This is a genomic window from Gillisia limnaea DSM 15749 (assembly GCF_000243235.1).
Lineage (GTDB): Bacteria > Bacteroidota > Bacteroidia > Flavobacteriales > Flavobacteriaceae > Gillisia > Gillisia limnaea.
The window spans coordinates 1,577,884-1,593,869 of the sequence record NZ_JH594606.1; the positions used below are offsets into that span (position 1 = coordinate 1,577,884).

The 15,986-nt window shown below is 37.9% G+C and carries 18 protein-coding genes; 8 read left to right on the top strand and 10 right to left on the bottom strand.

Features of this window, described 5'->3' with window-relative positions; all coding sequences use genetic code 11:
* The first annotated feature begins 121 nt into the window (after positions 1–121).
* The 5 genes from GILLI_RS08850 to GILLI_RS08870 are packed head-to-tail and all read left to right on the top strand — an operon-like array spanning position 122 to position 3,192.
* Complete coding sequence (locus GILLI_RS08850) at positions 122–379, top strand: DUF3098 domain-containing protein (protein ID WP_006988760.1); 258 nt, start codon at positions 122–124, stop codon at positions 377–379.
* Between the two features lie 6 nt (positions 380–385).
* Positions 386–1,180, top strand: a complete 795-nt coding sequence (locus GILLI_RS08855) for an undecaprenyl-diphosphate phosphatase (RefSeq protein ID WP_006988761.1) — start codon at positions 386–388, stop codon at positions 1,178–1,180.
* Positions 1,170–1,871 carry a tRNA pseudouridine(55) synthase TruB gene (truB, locus tag GILLI_RS08860; RefSeq protein WP_006988762.1) on the top strand — a complete coding sequence of 234 codons (702 nt, stop codon included), beginning with the start codon at positions 1,170–1,172 and terminating at the stop codon, positions 1,869–1,871. Before GILLI_RS08855 ends, truB begins: the two co-directional genes overlap by 11 nt.
* A 37-nt stretch (positions 1,872–1,908) precedes the next feature.
* Positions 1,909–2,622 carry an energy transducer TonB family protein gene (locus GILLI_RS08865; protein WP_006988763.1) on the top strand — a complete coding sequence of 238 codons (714 nt, stop codon included), beginning with the start codon at positions 1,909–1,911 and terminating at the stop codon, positions 2,620–2,622.
* Positions 2,623–2,625: 3 nt separating this feature from the next.
* Positions 2,626–3,192, top strand: coding sequence for a DNA-3-methyladenine glycosylase I (locus GILLI_RS08870; RefSeq protein ID WP_006988764.1), 567 nt, complete (start codon positions 2,626–2,628; stop codon positions 3,190–3,192).
* Between the two features lie 21 nt (positions 3,193–3,213).
* On the opposite strand, the gene aat is transcribed toward GILLI_RS08870, so the two are convergent.
* From aat to GILLI_RS08885, 3 genes are all read right to left on the bottom strand, one after another.
* Positions 3,214–3,852, bottom strand: a complete 639-nt coding sequence (aat, locus tag GILLI_RS08875) for a leucyl/phenylalanyl-tRNA--protein transferase (RefSeq protein ID WP_006988765.1) — start codon at positions 3,850–3,852, stop codon at positions 3,214–3,216.
* A gap of 112 nt (positions 3,853–3,964) precedes the next feature.
* Positions 3,965–4,345, bottom strand: coding sequence for a DUF3127 domain-containing protein (locus tag GILLI_RS08880; RefSeq protein ID WP_006988766.1), 381 nt, complete (start codon positions 4,343–4,345; stop codon positions 3,965–3,967).
* A gap of 4 nt (positions 4,346–4,349) precedes the next feature.
* Positions 4,350–5,225 carry a flavin reductase family protein gene (locus GILLI_RS08885; RefSeq protein WP_006988767.1) on the bottom strand — a complete coding sequence of 292 codons (876 nt, stop codon included), beginning with the start codon at positions 5,223–5,225 and terminating at the stop codon, positions 4,350–4,352.
* Between the two features lie 106 nt (positions 5,226–5,331).
* Here GILLI_RS08885 and GILLI_RS08890 point away from each other — a divergent pair, with 106 nt between their 5' ends.
* Positions 5,332–6,480: a sensor histidine kinase gene (locus GILLI_RS08890; protein WP_040506538.1), complete on the top strand. Its 1,149-nt coding sequence runs from the start codon at positions 5,332–5,334 to the stop codon at positions 6,478–6,480.
* Here the strand turns inward: GILLI_RS08890 and GILLI_RS08895 are convergent.
* From GILLI_RS08895 to greA, 3 genes are read right to left on the bottom strand one after another with little or no spacing between them, the layout of a single operon-like run.
* Positions 6,477–6,887 (bottom strand): acyl-CoA thioesterase, encoded by a 411-nt coding sequence (locus tag GILLI_RS08895; protein ID WP_006988769.1) that lies wholly within the window; start codon positions 6,885–6,887, stop codon positions 6,477–6,479. The genes GILLI_RS08890 and GILLI_RS08895 overlap by 4 nt on opposite strands.
* Positions 6,887–7,276 carry an HIT family protein gene (locus tag GILLI_RS08900; RefSeq protein ID WP_006988770.1) on the bottom strand — a complete coding sequence of 130 codons (390 nt, stop codon included), beginning with the start codon at positions 7,274–7,276 and terminating at the stop codon, positions 6,887–6,889. Before GILLI_RS08900 ends, GILLI_RS08895 begins: the two co-directional genes overlap by 1 nt.
* A 49-nt stretch (positions 7,277–7,325) precedes the next feature.
* The gene (greA, locus tag GILLI_RS08905) at positions 7,326–7,802 is read right to left on the bottom strand and encodes a transcription elongation factor GreA (protein WP_006988771.1); all 477 of its coding nucleotides are present in this window, start codon (positions 7,800–7,802) and stop codon (positions 7,326–7,328) included.
* A gap of 262 nt (positions 7,803–8,064) precedes the next feature.
* Here greA and GILLI_RS08910 point away from each other — a divergent pair, with 262 nt between their 5' ends.
* Positions 8,065–8,499 (top strand): Rieske (2Fe-2S) protein, encoded by a 435-nt coding sequence (locus tag GILLI_RS08910; protein WP_006988772.1) that lies wholly within the window; start codon positions 8,065–8,067, stop codon positions 8,497–8,499.
* A 69-nt stretch (positions 8,500–8,568) separates the two neighbouring features.
* On the opposite strand, the gene GILLI_RS08915 is transcribed toward GILLI_RS08910, so the two are convergent.
* Positions 8,569–10,752, bottom strand: coding sequence for a TonB-dependent receptor (locus GILLI_RS08915; protein ID WP_006988773.1), 2,184 nt, complete (start codon positions 10,750–10,752; stop codon positions 8,569–8,571).
* Between the two features lie 327 nt (positions 10,753–11,079).
* Between GILLI_RS08915 and GILLI_RS08920 the strand changes: the two genes are divergently transcribed.
* Positions 11,080–13,488, top strand: coding sequence for a hybrid sensor histidine kinase/response regulator (locus GILLI_RS08920; RefSeq protein ID WP_040506540.1), 2,409 nt, complete (start codon positions 11,080–11,082; stop codon positions 13,486–13,488).
* Here GILLI_RS08920 and GILLI_RS08925 read toward each other — a convergent pair.
* The 3 genes from GILLI_RS08925 to arfB form a co-directional block, all read right to left on the bottom strand.
* The gene (locus tag GILLI_RS08925; RefSeq protein ID WP_006988775.1) at positions 13,478–14,839 is read right to left on the bottom strand and encodes a sigma-54-dependent transcriptional regulator; all 1,362 of its coding nucleotides are present in this window, start codon (positions 14,837–14,839) and stop codon (positions 13,478–13,480) included. The genes GILLI_RS08920 and GILLI_RS08925 overlap by 11 nt on opposite strands.
* Positions 14,840–14,961: 122 nt before the next feature.
* On the bottom strand, positions 14,962–15,312 hold the full coding sequence (locus GILLI_RS08930) for a hypothetical protein (protein ID WP_006988776.1): 351 nt from the start codon (positions 15,310–15,312) through the stop codon (positions 14,962–14,964).
* Between the two features lie 267 nt (positions 15,313–15,579).
* Complete coding sequence (gene arfB / locus GILLI_RS08935; RefSeq protein WP_006988777.1) at positions 15,580–15,984, bottom strand: alternative ribosome rescue aminoacyl-tRNA hydrolase ArfB; 405 nt, start codon at positions 15,982–15,984, stop codon at positions 15,580–15,582.
* Positions 15,985–15,986 lie beyond the last annotated feature (2 nt).

Genomic DNA, 15,986 nt, shown 5'->3' on the forward strand with positions numbered 1-15,986 from the left:
TGGTAATGTTTTGGAAATAAAGAAGAGATGTAATTGATTTTGGCTATTTTTGAAGCCGATTAGCAAATATCATCCAGTGAAAAATAAAATATTTGTGCATTCGTGGTAAAAATTCCCAGTTATGAGTAACAACAAGAAACCATTACATAAACAAGACCTGAATTTTATCTTTGGAAAGAAGAATTACATCTTCATGTTTATTGGGCTTGCAGTAATTGTCCTGGGATTTATCCTAATGGCAGGCGGCGGAAGTGACGACCCCAATGTTTTTAACGAAGAAATCTACAGTTTTAGAAGGATCCGTTTAGCACCAACTTTGGTCTTACTTGGATTTGCAATTGAAGTCTACGCGATTTTAGTGAACCCCAATAAAAAATAATTTAATTTGAACGAATTTGATGCAGCGATCCTGGGAATTGTTCAGGGTCTAACCGAATTTCTACCGGTTTCCTCCAGTGGTCATCTGGAACTGGGAAAAGCAATTCTTGGCGACAACAGTATCCCAAGTGAATCCCTCATGTTTACAGTAGTTTTACATGCTGCCACCGCATTGAGTACCATTGTGGTTTTTAGAAAAGATATCGTTGAAATTCTAAGTGGGTTATTTAGCTTTAAATGGAATGATGAAACACAATTTTCTTTAAAAATCATCCTTTCCATGATTCCTGCCACTTTAATCGGACTTTTTTTCGAAGACGAACTGGAAAGCCTTTTTGGTGGCAATATTCTCCTGGTAGGTTTTATGCTTATTATTACCGCCCTGCTTTTATGGCTTGCAGACAGAGCTAAATTCACAGGGAAACCAGTGAGCTACAAAAATGCATTTGTAATTGGAGTATCTCAGGCCATTGCTTTATTACCGGGTATTTCACGAAGCGGAGCCACCATTTCGACCTCTGTTTTACTGGGTAATGACAAGAGCAAAGCAGCAAGATTTTCATTTTTAATGGTTGTACCCCTTATCCTTGGCAAAATTGCAAAAGATATTTTAAGTGGAGATCTGGCTGAAAGCACTACCGAAACATCTATATTGGTGATAGGATTTATAGCTGCATTTATTGCAGGGATTGTTGCCTGTACCTGGATGATCACATTGGTAAAAAAGAGCAAGCTTTCTTATTTTGCCATTTACTGCTTTGTGGTTGGAATTATAGCAATAATCTTTGGCTATGCTAACTAATCCTATTACTCCCGAAGAATTTAAAGAAGGACAAATCCTGCTTTTTGACAAACCGTTAGGCTGGACTTCTTTTCAGCTTGTGAACAAAGTTCGATGGCTTATCAGGAAAAGCTGCAACATCAAAAAGATTAAGGTAGGCCATGCGGGGACATTAGATCCATTAGCTTCGGGTTTACTTATTCTCTGCACGGGGAAATTCACTAAAAAAATCGAGGAATACCAGGCACAGGAAAAAGAATATACGGGAACTATTACTCTTGGCGCAACAACTCCGTCTTATGACATGGAGACTGAAGTAAATGAATCCTTTGGAATTGATCATATTTCTGAAGAAGATATTATAGGTGCTACACTTGAATTTCTTGGCGAGATCGATCAGGTTCCACCGGTTTTTTCAGCATTGAAGAAAGAAGGGAAACGACTTTACGAATATGCCCGCAACGGGGAAGATGTAGAAATTCCTTCCAGAAAAGTGGAAATAAAAGAATTTGAAATTACTGAAATTCGTTTTCCGGAAGTAGATTTTAGAGTGACTTGCAGCAAAGGGACCTATATTAGAAGCCTTGCAAATGATTTTGGGAAATCTCTGGGTACCGGCGCTTATCTTTCTTCCCTAAGAAGAACAAAAATTGGCGGGTTTATTGTAGAAGATTCATTGGATATAGCATCTTTTGAAAATTTGCTACCTTAACCGAGAATAAAACCCCTGATTCGGCAGTTGTAATTATATGGATTTTTTCGATAAACATAAAGCCCTTATTATCACTTGTTTGTTGTATTCTATAGTGCTTCTTGCGCTTTATAATTTCAGTTTGTCCAACAACAATAAAAAAGCCCGGGAACTCCTTGTAGATCTTGAAAGCTTTCAGGTGGAGGAACCTGTAGAGCAAGAGCCTGAAAAAGAGGAAATCCCTCAAAAGACCAATCGGGAAACAGCCCAAACGCACCAGGCATTTAACGAAAATAAGGAAGCAAGGGAAGAAAATTTGGACCGTCAATTGGATGAAATATTCCAAAAAAACAGCGCTTCCCAAGCGGAATCCACCCCGGAGGAAAGCTCCGGAACTTCCGGCAGTTATAATTTTCAGAATCAAAAAAAAGAAGTTAAAAAAAGATCGGATGGTGATCGGACCACCCTTGCTACTTCAACCAAATCTGGCGGCATAGATCGCAGTTCTATTTCCTTTTCACTTTTGGGAAGATCGGCCAGGGAAATTCCAAATCCTGTTTATACCTGCGATACTCCCGGTAAAATTGTTGTAAATATTACGGTGAACGCCCAGGGAAGGGTAATTTCTACTTCCATAAATAAAGGCAGTTCCAGCACTAGCAATGAGTGCCTTACTGAACAAGCCCTGGAATATGCTGTACAGGCTGTTTTTAGCAGCTTAGTCGGCAGAAATTCTCAACCCGGGACAATTACCTACCAATTTAAACCATAAGCTATGAATGAGCTAAAACGCTGTGGATGGTGTGTTGGAGATTCTCTGTATGAAGCCTATCACGATACCGAATGGGGAGTTCCTGTTTACGATGATGCCTTGTTATTCGAATTTTTGATCCTGGAGACTTTTCAGGCGGGACTTAGCTGGATTACCGTATTGAGAAAACGAGAAAATTTTAGGGAAGCCTTCGATAATTTTGATTATCATAAAATATCCGATTATTCTGAAGAAAAAATTGAAGCTTTATTACAAAATGCCGGTATCATTCGAAATAAGCTGAAGGTTCGGGCAACTGTTTCCAATGCGGAGGCCTTTATTAAAATTCAGGAAGAGTTTGGCAGTTTCAGTGAATATATATGGGGATTTGTAGATGGGAAACCCATTCAAAATACTGTGAAGGATTATAAAAAAGCTCCGGCAACTACTGAAATAAGCAATAAATTAAGCATAGATCTCAAGAAAAGAGGTTTTAAATTTGTGGGTTCAACCGTTATGTATGCGCATATGCAAGCCACTGGAATGGTAAATGACCATGAAACGGATTGTTTTAGACACAGCGAAATTTAAAATCATGTATCTTTAGAAAGCTTACTTCAAATATTGCAAAAACTCATTCCGGGAAATTTCTTCCGCACCAAGGCTTTCCAGATGCGCTGTGTAAACCTGGCAATCTATTAGTTTTACTCCTTTCAGTTTTAGTTGTTCCACCCATTTTATAAATCCGAATTTGGAAGCATTGCTCACTTCTGTAAACATACTTTCACCGCAAAACACCTTTTTCTCTTTCAGATAAATTCCATAGAGTCCACCAACCAACTCTTCATTTTGCCACACCTCCACAGATTGCACAATACCAAGATTAAATAATTCGAGATACGCTTTTTTCATTTCAGCAGTAATCCAGGTTCCGTTTTGTCCGGCTCTTTTTATTGCTGCGCACTTATTGATCACTGCTTCAAAATCCTGATTAAAAGTTACTTTAAAAGTATCCTGCCGAAGTACCTGCCTCATACTTTTTGAAATCTTCAATTTTTCGGGAAAAAGCACCATCCTGGGGTCCGGGCTCCACCACATTACTGGTCGGGAAGCTTCATACCAGGGGAAAATCCCGAGATTGTAAGCATCCAGAAGCCTTTTTACCGAGAGATAACCTCCAATAGCAAGTAGGCCTTCTTCATTGGCTTTTGCTACGGGAGGAAATTCCTCGTATGATCTAAATACGCTCAAAGGGGCTGCTTTTAATGTTTAATTTAAACAAATATTGAAAACAAAAAAAGCTTAGCCCCTTAAATCGAAGCTAAGCTTTGGTTATAAAAATTTCTAACAACTTTTCTTATTTTTAAAACGGAAGATCATCGTAATCTTCATCGTTTAGATCCTTAGCAGGCTCAAATTGATCTGCCGGTGGTGGTCCATTTTGACCATCCGGACTCCCACTTCCAGCCTGTAAATTTTCTATTCTCCAACCCTGGATAGAATTGAAATATTTTGTTTCTCCCTGTGGATTCACCCATTCACGGCCTCTTAAATTTACTCCGATTTTCACCGGTTGACCCACCTGAAAACTATTAAGTAAATCTGTTTTATCCTGAACAAATTCCACCATAATATGCTGTGGATATTGCTCTTCTGTGGTGACAACCACTTCTCTTTTTCTAAACCCATTACTTCCAAATGTTTGGGTTTCTCCTATCATTTTGATCTTACCTTGTACTTCCATGTTTTTACTTTTTTGCTAATAATAATTTCCAGGCTTTCGCCGGTTCATCTTTTTCTAAATATAATTGTGCCTGTAAATGAATTTTTTCAGAATCACCAGATTTTAAAACTTCTGCGGCCTCCAAATCTTCATTTAAAAATTCTTTGATCTCTTCTTCTAATGGAAAATTTTCCACATTACCCAGTTTACCAAGGTCATTTCCGGTTAGGACCTTACTGGTTCTTATTTCCGGCGGAATTTGATCCACGCCTATCCCCAATTTCGAAAGCGGTTTAGGAACTTCAAACATCCCCATATTTGCACGGGTATACCAATTACCGCCCATTCTTGCAACCTGATCTATTTTATGTTGATCTATAAATCCTTCTGCATCCAGGATAGCTTCATCAAAATGCATTTTCACGACCTCACAAATCACAAGATTTCCGGCACCACCTTCAGCGCCCAATTCGATTACATCTTTGATCTTGCACTCGAACTGAACCGGCGATTCTGCAACCCGGAATGGTTTTACCAAATCAGATTTCAGCATTGTGAAACCCGCTTTTTCAAATTCATTAACTCCTTCGGCGTACTCTGTACTTGCCAATGACATTTGCTGAACAATTTTGTAATCTACAATATTAATCACAACTTCTTTTGTTGCTTTTGCATTTAGATAGGTATGCTTAACTGTATTATCCCGACCGCGTCTGGCGGGTGAAAAAACCAAAATTGGCGGATTTGCGCTAAAAACGTTGAAAAAACTGAATGGCGACAGATTGGGTCTTCCGTTTTCATCAATGGTACTGGCAAAAGCAATAGGTCTGGGACCAACAGCGCCCAATAGATATTGATGACGTTTCCCTGTGCTTATTTCATTTGGATCTATACTAAGCATTTTCAATTTTTGACAAAGGTAACGAATCACTTCAGTAATGAAAAACCCGTTTGCAACAATAATATTAACAGAAAACGGTTATATTTAAATCTGCTAAATGGACTCCATGAATTTTTCACACGAACGAAATCTTGCCCGTTGGTTTATCATTATTTCTTCTTTGCTAATTGTAGGGCTTATCTTATGGAATACCTCTATATTTTTTGAACGCCTAAAAAATGATGAACGGGATAAAATGAAAGTTTGGTCCGCTGCTCAGGCATTTCTTGACAAGGCCGATGATAATACCGATATTGAGCTCACGCTTAAAATCCTAAATAGCAATACCAGCATCCCCACTATTTGGGTAGATGAGAATGGAAAAATAATTGACGGATTAAATCTTACTATTGAAACACGCAACAATCCTGAAAAACTTCAGCAATATTTTAAAAATTTAAAACAGGAAAACGAGCCTATTGAAATGGTTTTGGGGGAGAACAGGGTACATAAAATTTATTATGGTGATTCCCCGTTGCTAACTAAAATCAAGTATTATCCCATTGGCCTGATGCTTATAATTTTTCTCTTTATAGCTGTTGTATATTTTTTCTATACCACTACCAAATCAAGTGAACAAAACAAGCTTTGGGCTGGAATGGCAAAGGAAACCGCTCACCAAATAGGGACTCCGCTTTCCTCATTGATAGGCTGGACAGAAATACTGAAGGAGGAAAATGTGAACAGGTCTTATATTTCTGAAATAGAAAAAGACATCGAACGATTAAGAACAATTACAGAACGATTTTCTAAAATAGGATCGGCTCCCATTCTTTCAAAAACAGAGATCAACCAGGCAACCAAAGAGAGTTATACCTATATAAAAAACCGAAGTTCTGATTTGATAGAATTTCAGATAAAAACTCCGCATACCCCTATTTTTGTACATTTAAATGAATCACTTTATAGCTGGACCATTGAAAATTTGGTGAAAAATGCAATCGATGCTATGCGTGGAAAAGGCAAAATAAGCATCGAGATCAAACAAGACCTTCATTGGGTATACATCTATATAAAGGATACAGGAAAGGGAATTCCAAAAAGTAAGTTTAAACAAGTCTTTGAACCCGGATACACCTCGAAAAAACGGGGATGGGGGCTTGGACTCTCCCTGGCGAGAAGAATAATTGAACAGTATCACAGTGGGCGAATAAAGGTTTTTCAAAGTGAGATAAATAAAGGAACCTCCTTCCAAATCGCACTAAGAAAAATCTAATAACGGCTCATGATCTCCCGGAGATCCTCAGGAATGGCATAGGTGTTTTCAGTATTAAAATCATAACACACCGCTACGTCTCTTCCCTCTGCACAAATTTCATTATTTTCATTCAGGATAAGATGGTCCAGTCCAAAACTGGAATTTTTAAGATAGGCTAGTTTTGTTTTTACGATCGCTTTTCCGGGATATTGAAGGGATTTTTTAAAATCGCAATGTGTAGAGACCAACATTGGTCCACGATTGGTTTTTTCATAGAGTACTCCAAGCCCTGTTGCCTCCCAAAAATTAACACGGCCAGATTGCAGAAATCTTATAAAAGTGAGGTTGTTCACGTGTTGGTACATATCCAGATCGCTCCAGTCTATTCGTAATTCCAGACTTAGTTTGTATTCTGAAAAATCCATTATAGGCTGGCTTTGATGTCTTCAGCTAATTTCCCGAACTCCTCTTTTGTGAAATCGAGCTTATTGCTAAAATCCATATCCTTCATGGAATTTAAAGGGATAAGGTGTACATGAACATGAGGAACTTCAAGTCCAACTACGGCCATTCCCACTCGTTTACAGGAAACCGATTTTTCTAAAGCTACTGCGACCTTTCGGGAAAACTCCATCAAATTCTGATAGGTTTTGGGATCAAGATCAAAAATTTTATTTACTTCCTGTTTTGGGATGCATAAAGTATGACCTTTTGCATTTGGATTGATATCCAGAAAAGCAAGAAAGTCATCCGTTTCGGCTACTTTATAAGCCGGAAGTTCACCGCTTATTATTTTAGAAAATATAGTTGCCATTGTTGTTGCTATTTAAATTTTATGAAAATACTCGTAAGGAACAAATAGATCACTCTCTCCAAATCTCAAGGATTTCAAACTTCATCTTCCCGTTTGGAACTTCAACCTCTGCGGTATCGCCCACTACTTTTCCCAGTAAACCTTTTCCAATAGGAGAATCTACCGAAATTTTTCCGGATTTTAAATCGGCTTCACTTTGGGCTACAAGTTTATATTTAACTTCCATTCCATTGTCCACGTTTTTAATTCGCACGTGAGAATGTACCAATACCTTGGAAGTATCCAATTGAGACTCATCTATAACCCTTGCTCCGGAAACCACTTCTTCCATTTTTGAGATCCGCAATTCCAGTAAGCCCTGTGCTTCCTTTGCAGCGTCATATTCTGCATTTTCACTCAAATCCCCTTTATCGCGTGCTTCCGCAATAGCCTGTGAAGCTTTAGGTCGTTCTACGTCTCTAAGCTTGTTTAATTCATCCCTTAGTTTTTTTAAACCTTCAGGAGTATAATAAGATACTTTGCTCATAATATTATCGTTTATAAATCAGTGATGATGAGTAATTAGCTCACATCCGGATCGTGTCGTCAAATTTTGTGATATTTTAAAAAATATAGCAGCATTATTGCAGGAGAATCCAGCAAACCCAATCGGGTTAAATTAATTGCTTTTAAATTTTCAAAGGTCAATAAATACAAAAAATCCCATTCGCGACGGGATTTATCTAAACAAATATAATAAATTTAAACATTGAAACCAATAATAATCTTTCCCTTCAAAAGCCTTAAAAATGATCAAAAAAATAAGTGTTAGCCTTCTTTTTGTCGCTATTCTTTCTTCCTGTACTGCTGATGACACTGAGAGAATTAACAATCCATATCTAACTAACAATAGTTTTATACTGGATCTAAATCTTAATCTTCCGGAATATAACAGCCTTAATTTTCCAGGAAACAGCTATGCTACTTATAATTACGGTATCAACGGAGTGGTTGTCTATAACATCAACAATTCCCAGTATACAGCTTTTGAATTAAGCGACCCAAATCATGCTCTTTCGGAATGCTCTACCATGAGCGTTTCAGGGATTATTGCAACCTGCAATTGTGACGATGGAAACTCTTATAATATCCTTACCGGGGAGATCACCGAAGGTTCCGGTCAATATTCTTTGAAACCTTACAGGGTTAGAAAATCCGGGAATGTTTTGCAGGTATCTAATTAACTATAGAATTTCAATGAACTCCCGCCCGATTGGGCGGGTGGACATTGTAGAATTGAACCATAAATAGGATTAAAACTTCAAAGTAACTCCTGCAAGAAAATTGATCCCTGCCTGGGGATAATAGCCTGCTCCTTCAATAGTGGTTACTGTTCCCGGATTTGAAAAATCATCCTCATACGTGAAGAAATATCCGTTTGAGACATATTTCACATCAAAAAGGTTATTGACCAACCCAGAGAATACCACCGATTTAAATACAGGTATATTTTCCAATTCATAATAAACATTAAGATCATTTATAAAAAAGCTATCCAAAATAGAAGCCTTACTATCTATATTTCCCATAAACTGTTCCCCTACATATTTAGCAAGAAAACTAAGCTGAAGATTAGGTACAGGTTGATAAACCAACATATTTGAAGCCACTACATCCGGAGAAAAAGAAATTTTGGTTGTTCCCAGTTCTCTTAAGGATCCATCTACAGAAGCCACGAAATCTCTGTTTTTATTGGAACTCAATGCCAGGTTTGGCCTCAAACTCCATTGCTGGCTCAATACAATTTCTGCATCTATCTCCAATCCCAGCCTGTAACTGTTCCCACTGGTTGTTCTTAATGCTGCACCCACATCATTCAATTCTCCGGAAAGCACCAACTGATCCTTATAATCCATATAATAGATATTAGAATTCAGTTTAAATTTTTCGGAAGTAAAGCGATAACCAAGTTCATAATCATTCAGTTTTTCCGGTGTGGAAATACCCTCCTCAAAATCATTCCTTGTAGGCTCTCTATGAGCTCTTCCGAAGTAGGCAAACAACTGGTTGGATTTATCCATTTGATAAGTCACTCCCATTTTCGGATTAAAAAATCCAAAATTTTCATCTACATCTATAGGCACTATATCTGAAGTGATACCACCAGTTTTATAATTGATGAACCTTCCCTGTAAATCCACAAATAACTGCCATTGATTATTGATACGATAAGTTGCCTTGGAAAAAACCGTCAACTCATCTTTGGAGGCGTCGCTAAAATAATAGCGTTCCCGGATCTCAGAATCTGAAGCAAATCTCGCCCAGATAACCTCTCCAAAATGATCCCCTTTATAATGGCTGTAAAAGGCCCCTGAAGTTACTTCCAGCGTATTCTTTTTATAAGTCGCATTAGCATTGATCACATAAAAATCATTATCCAGCCATCTGCGGCGAATAAGATCGGTTCTGTCTATGGTTTCGCCTCCTATTTCTAAAGGTTCAAGACCATAGGTTGAGAAGCGATCATCTTCCCTGTATTGTTCAAAAAATCCTCTTCCGTAGGTATAATTTAAGCCAAGATTGGAAGACCAGTTATTGTTATAACGCTGATTCCAGTGAAGTTGATAATGATCCTGTTTATAATCATCTACTTCATTATCGTGAAAACGGATATTTCCCTGAGCATCTGTAAACATTCCGGCGGAATTAAAAGTACGGTCCTCCTCAAGAGTTTCCTTATCTATTCCATTCCAGGACTGGTAGGTTACTTCCTGTCCTCCAAAAGCGATGGCCTTAATAAGTGTATTATCGTCTACATAAGAGGCCTGAAGGAAATAGGATTTCAAATTAGAACTTGCACGATCGATATAACCATCGGAAGCGATCGTGGAAAGTCTTCCGGCGAATTCCACCCGGTTATTAAGCAGTCCGGTACTAAACTTAAGATTATGCCTCCTGGTATTAAAAGATCCAAAAGAATTTGAAATTTCTCCATAGGCTTCTTCAGAAACCGCATCTGTAAGTAAATTCAAACTTGCCCCAAAAGCTCCGGAACCATTCGTAGATGTTCCAACCCCCCGTTGCAACTGTAAATTTTGAACAGAAGAGGTGAAATCTGGCAGATTTACAAAAAATGACCCTTGACTTTCGGCATCGTTAAATGGAATTCCATTTAAGGTAACATTAATCCGGGAAGCATCACTTCCACGTACGCGAAATGAAGTGTAACCCACTCCTGCTCCGGCATCGGAAGTACTAACTACAGAAGGAAGATAATTGAGCATGAATGGAAGATCCTGTCCTAAATTCCTTTTCTCGAGTTCTTTTTCATCGATATTTGAATGGGTTACGGGAGAATCTGCATCAACCCGAATAGCCCGAACCAGAACTTCTTCCAGTACTTCTTGAGGTTTGGAAACCGTATCAGGATCCTTTTGTTGGGAAAAACCAAATGTTGAGATCAACAAGGTTGCAGGTAAAATAAAAAAATGTTTCATTCGTAACAGTTAAAATTTACGGATAAAAGGGGCTATTATTCTTTGATTAGTTAATAGCTTAAAAAAATGCATAAAAAAACCCTATTAAAATCTCTCGAGCGATTTAACAGGGGGTTGTATACATTTTCGAAACCTTTGAAGATTTCGTTTCCCTTGGCAGCATTACCTGCCCAGGTTCTTTGGGTATAATCTCAGCCTCGGCCTGAAACAAATTCAGGATTTGACACCCCTTTGAGATGTGCCGCAAAAGTACTAAGCTTTTTTTGATTTCCTAACTAAATCATCCGATTTAAAAGAAATGGCTTAATTTTGGTGTTATTTTAGATAATGAAAAACACCAAGCGATCAATAACCTTAAAGGTGCTCCTGGGATATTTACTTGTTGCCGCTCTGGCAGCTCTGGCTGTTTGGTTTATCTATACTCAGGTCGTGAAGTTTTCATCCCTTGCCCAATCTGCAGATCTTAACAACCAGCAACTGGTATTGGTAAGTGAAATAACCACTGAGTTATCTGAAACAGAAAATATAGGAAGGCGCTTCATTCAATCTGGAGATACCACAGATCTAAACAGGTACTCCGCGCAAATAGACCTTGTTCAGAAAAATTTGGATTCCCTGAAGCAAACATATACAGATACCCTCATGCAAACGGAGTTAGACAGTATTTCTATACTGCTGTCGCGAAAAAGTGAGAACTTGAAGGAACTGTTAAATCTTAGGTCCAGGGATAGAAATACCAGTTATTACCGGGAAGTAATCCAGGAATTACAAAAAGTGGATGCTTCTTTTAACGAGAACAATTATGAAAGGCGCTTTTCCAATCTTGAACCGCACCAAAGAAGTGTTTTGATTCGCTTGCTTGAATTTTCCAGGGATGAGAATCCCGGGCAATTATCAACCTTGAGTGCAGATTCCCTGGTGATTGCCGTAAAAAATGTTTTGAGCGAATTGGAAGTGCAAAACCAACAGTTCCGGGAGGTAATCAATAAAAAAGAAAATGAGTTGCTGGAAAATGATATGATCCTGAACGAGCAACTTAGAAATTTGCTAAGCCTGATAGAACAGCAGGAAAGGCAAAATTCGATTGCCAGGGTAGAAAATTCACAAAATCTACTGGAAGAGGTATCTTCCATTATAATTTTTGTAGGAATAGCAAGTGTTTTGATTATTCTGTTCTTTCTTTTCCTCATTATTCAGGATGTTTCAAGGAGTCAGCGGTATAGAATTCAGCTTGAGGAAGCCCAAAGTTTTACAGAATCATTGATGAAGCGCAGGGAACAGTTCATGGCCACCATTACCCATGACCTGCGCTCCCCGTTAAATACTGTAATTGGCTATACAGAATTGATGGGAAAATCAAATCTTAACAATAAACAACACCGATACCTTTCTCATCTCAAAAAATCTTCAGAATACATACTTCACCTCGTAAATGATCTTTTAGATCTTTCAAAATTGGAAGCCGGAAAAATGCTTATTGAAAAGCTACCTTTCAATCCGAAGAATTTAGTGGAAGAAACTTTTTACAATACCATTCCTGAGGATGATAAGAAGCATTTAAATTTCATATTCAATGCTGAAGAGAATACCGATTGCCAGGTGATAAGTGATCCTTTCAGAATAAAACAGATCCTTTCAAACCTAATTACCAATGCATATAAATTTACAAAAGAGGGAGAAATTATAGCTTCCCTTTCCATGAAAAAGGAAATAGAGGATAGTTATTCCCTTATAATTTCTATTAAAGACACCGGGATTGGGATCTCAAAAACAAAACAGGAGGATATCTTCGAAGAATTTTCCCAGGAACACGGGGAGATCGAGAAGAAATACGGCGGTACCGGATTAGGACTTGCCATTACCAAACAAATTACCGATCTATTAAAAGGAACTATTCAACTGAAAAGCGAACCTGGAAAAGGAAGTGAATTTATCATTAAAATTCCCGTAATAAAGATGAAGGAAGTCTATGAGCGTATAGAAATTCCCGAACTATCTAAATTGAACCTCAGCGGAAAAAATATCCTGGTGGTAGATGATGAATCTTCCCAACTGGCGCTTTCTAAAGAGCTTATAAAATCTGTTGGAATGAATTGTGATACTGCAGCCGATGGAGAAGAAGCGCTTGCTAAATTGGAAAAAAGGAAATATGACCTTGTTTTAACCGATATTCAAATGCCTAAAATAGATGGTTTCCAATTGATAAAAGCGATACAAAAAAATCCAAAATATTCTCGAACCCCGGTACTTGCTGTTTCCGGAAGAACAAATGTAAGCACAAATGCTTACGCCGAGGCTGGGTTTACCGGGAACATTATAAAACCTTATAAACCTTCAGACCTACTGCTGAAAATTGGTAATATTCTGCACCTGGAACTAAAAAACAATGCTCCCTCCCTGAAGAAGATATCTTCGAACTCCAGCTATTCTTTAGATGAAATATTATTGTTTGCGGGGGACGACCAGGCCGCACTGAATACGATCCTCCATGCTTTTATAAATAGCACAGAGATCAATTTAGAGGAAATAAAAAAGGCGGTAGAGAATAAAAATCCAGAAAAGGCGGGCAATATTTCTCACCGCATGCTCCCTATGTTCAAGCAACTTAAAACAAAGGGAATTATTGAAAAGCTGCAACTTTTGGAAGATAAACAAATGGAAAAATGTGACGTTTTGGGATTGATAAATGAAATAAAAAGTTTACTTCAGGAACTGCAAAAAGAGATCACAGTTTAATATCGTATTGTTTTAACTTGTTATAAAGTGTTTTGCGGTCTATAGATAAAAACCTGGCCGCTTTGCTTTTATTTCCATTGGCTTTTTCCAGGGCATCCAGAATTAAGCTTTCCTCATTTTTACTTTTAAAAAGGCTATATGAATCATCACTTTTGGTTGCTGCAGCAATCTCATGGGGAAGTACCTTTAAGGGAATAATGGAATCCTGAGTTAGTAAAACTGCCCTTTTAACCATGTTTTTGAGTTCCCTAAGATTTCCAGGCCAACTGTAATTTTGAAAAGCTTCAATAGCCTCATCACTAAAGCCAATAACATCCTTTTCCAGTTCGGCATTGGCTTGGTCCAGAAAATATTCAGCAAATAACATCAAATCCTCTCTTCGTTCCCGCAGTGCCGGGACCTCAATAGAAAACTCGTTCAACCTATGATAGAGATCTTCCCGAAAATTCCCTTCCTTCACCGCTTTGAAAAGATCTTCATTGGTGGCCGTAACTACCCGGATATCTACTTTAATTTCATTATTTCCGCCTACAGGTTTAATTTTTCGTTCCTGCAAAGCCCTCAACAACTGCACTTGAAGATCATATCCCAAATTTCCTATTTCATCTAAAAACAGCGTACCTCCGTTAGCTGCTTCAAAGTGACCGGTTTTATCCTGGATCGCTCCGGTAAAGGAGCCTTTCAAATGCCCAAAAAATTCACTGGAGGCAATTTCCCTGGGAATCGCACCACAATCAACGGCAATAAAGGGTTTCCCTCTCCGCTTGCTTTTATCATGAATGCTCTTTGCAACCTGTTCTTTTCCGGTTCCGCTTTCACCCATGATCAATACAGACATGTTCGTGGGAGCAACCAAATCTATATAATCACTTAGTTTTCTGGCCGCATCACTCACCCCTTTTACAAATCCGGAAGAAATTAAACCCTCTTTAGGTTTTTCTTTTTCATTTGATGTTGATTTAGGAGCATTTGTTTTTTCCGTAGCAAGCGTATCGGAACTAAGTGCATTTTTTATTGTTTGCAGGATTTCTTCCGGCTGAAATGGTTTTGAAACATAATCAAAAGCACCATTTTTCATCGCCTTAACCGCCATGTTGATCTCGGCATAATTGGTCATTACAATGACCTGGGTATCGGGATATTTTTCTTTGACTTCCAGCAGAATCTCCAATCCATCTTTATCTGGCAACCTTACATCGGTAAGTATCACCTCAAAAGATTGTATCATTAATTTCTTAAAAGAGTCCCCGGCTGTAAAAGCAGTCTCAACCTTATAATCCCTTTTTTCAAAAAAAGTTTTAAGCATTGTAGCAAAGGCTACATCATCTTCAATTATAAGAATTGAGTTCATAAACGTATTCGTATTTGGTGTAATTATCAAATTTACGAATTATGAACCTTTGCCACCCCACTTATTAACACAAAAAATGGCTGTCAAATTTGACAGCCATTTTTAATTTAAAAAACTCAAGCTTAATAAGCTTCCTTCTTTTTATCCTCTTTCTTTATCCAGTTACCTTCAGCATCTACATAAACTTTTTTCTCTTCTCCGTTTAAATCCAGTTTAATTTTGTAAACCTTTTTTCCTTCTTTTTCCTTCACCCAAACTTCTTTAGCCACAGCTCCTGCAAAGTCTGTTTCAATTGCTTGGGTCACCGCTGCCGGAAGTGCAGATGCTTCTATTTTTTCATACTCATACTGTGCCTCAACAGCAACTTCTACTTCGGTTGAAACCTGTGCGTTAGCTTCACTTCCTTCCTGAGCCTGTGCTGTAGTGGCAAAAAATAATCCAAGTGCTGCAAATGTTAATCCTAACTTTTTCATAATCTTAAATTTATAGTTATTATTTCTAATATTGGTTATTATAGAAATAGGAATAATTATGCCAATGCAATTGGAATTTGAAAACTCTTACGGAGACCCCATAAATGGAGGAATACCCTAACTCATAAAATACTAATTAACAGTTATTTACGTAGACTTTTAGAGATAATTCACAATTAAAATGTAGAAAAAATCCACATTCATCGGCTTTTTAAATATACCGCATTGGGGATACTAAGAAGCATTCCTTGAAATTCGGGCGAATTTCTACAAAGGAGGCTTCTGTCTATTTATTTTTTTTTCTGATTTTAACTTCTTGGATCGTAATCGCTTTAATTTTGAAGCTTTGGTTGGTCGTGTCTTTTTTCTGGGTTTTTCCTTTTTGAGAGCCTTTTTCACCAATTCGAGAAAGCGGTTTGTCACCAATTCTTTGTTCGTATGTTGACTTCGGGTTTCTCCGCTTTCCAGAATAATTTCTCCAGAGTTGGTAATTCTTGAAGCGAGTTTCATTAAAATCCCGGATTTTTCTTTCTCAGAAAGTGCCTGGGAATTCTCAACATCAAAATTAAGGATGATTTTTGAGGCGGTTTTATTAACATGTTGTCCACCCGGGCCGGAACTTTTAACGGCTTTAAAAGTCAGTTCTACCTTAAGGGCTTCATAATCGGCCATAA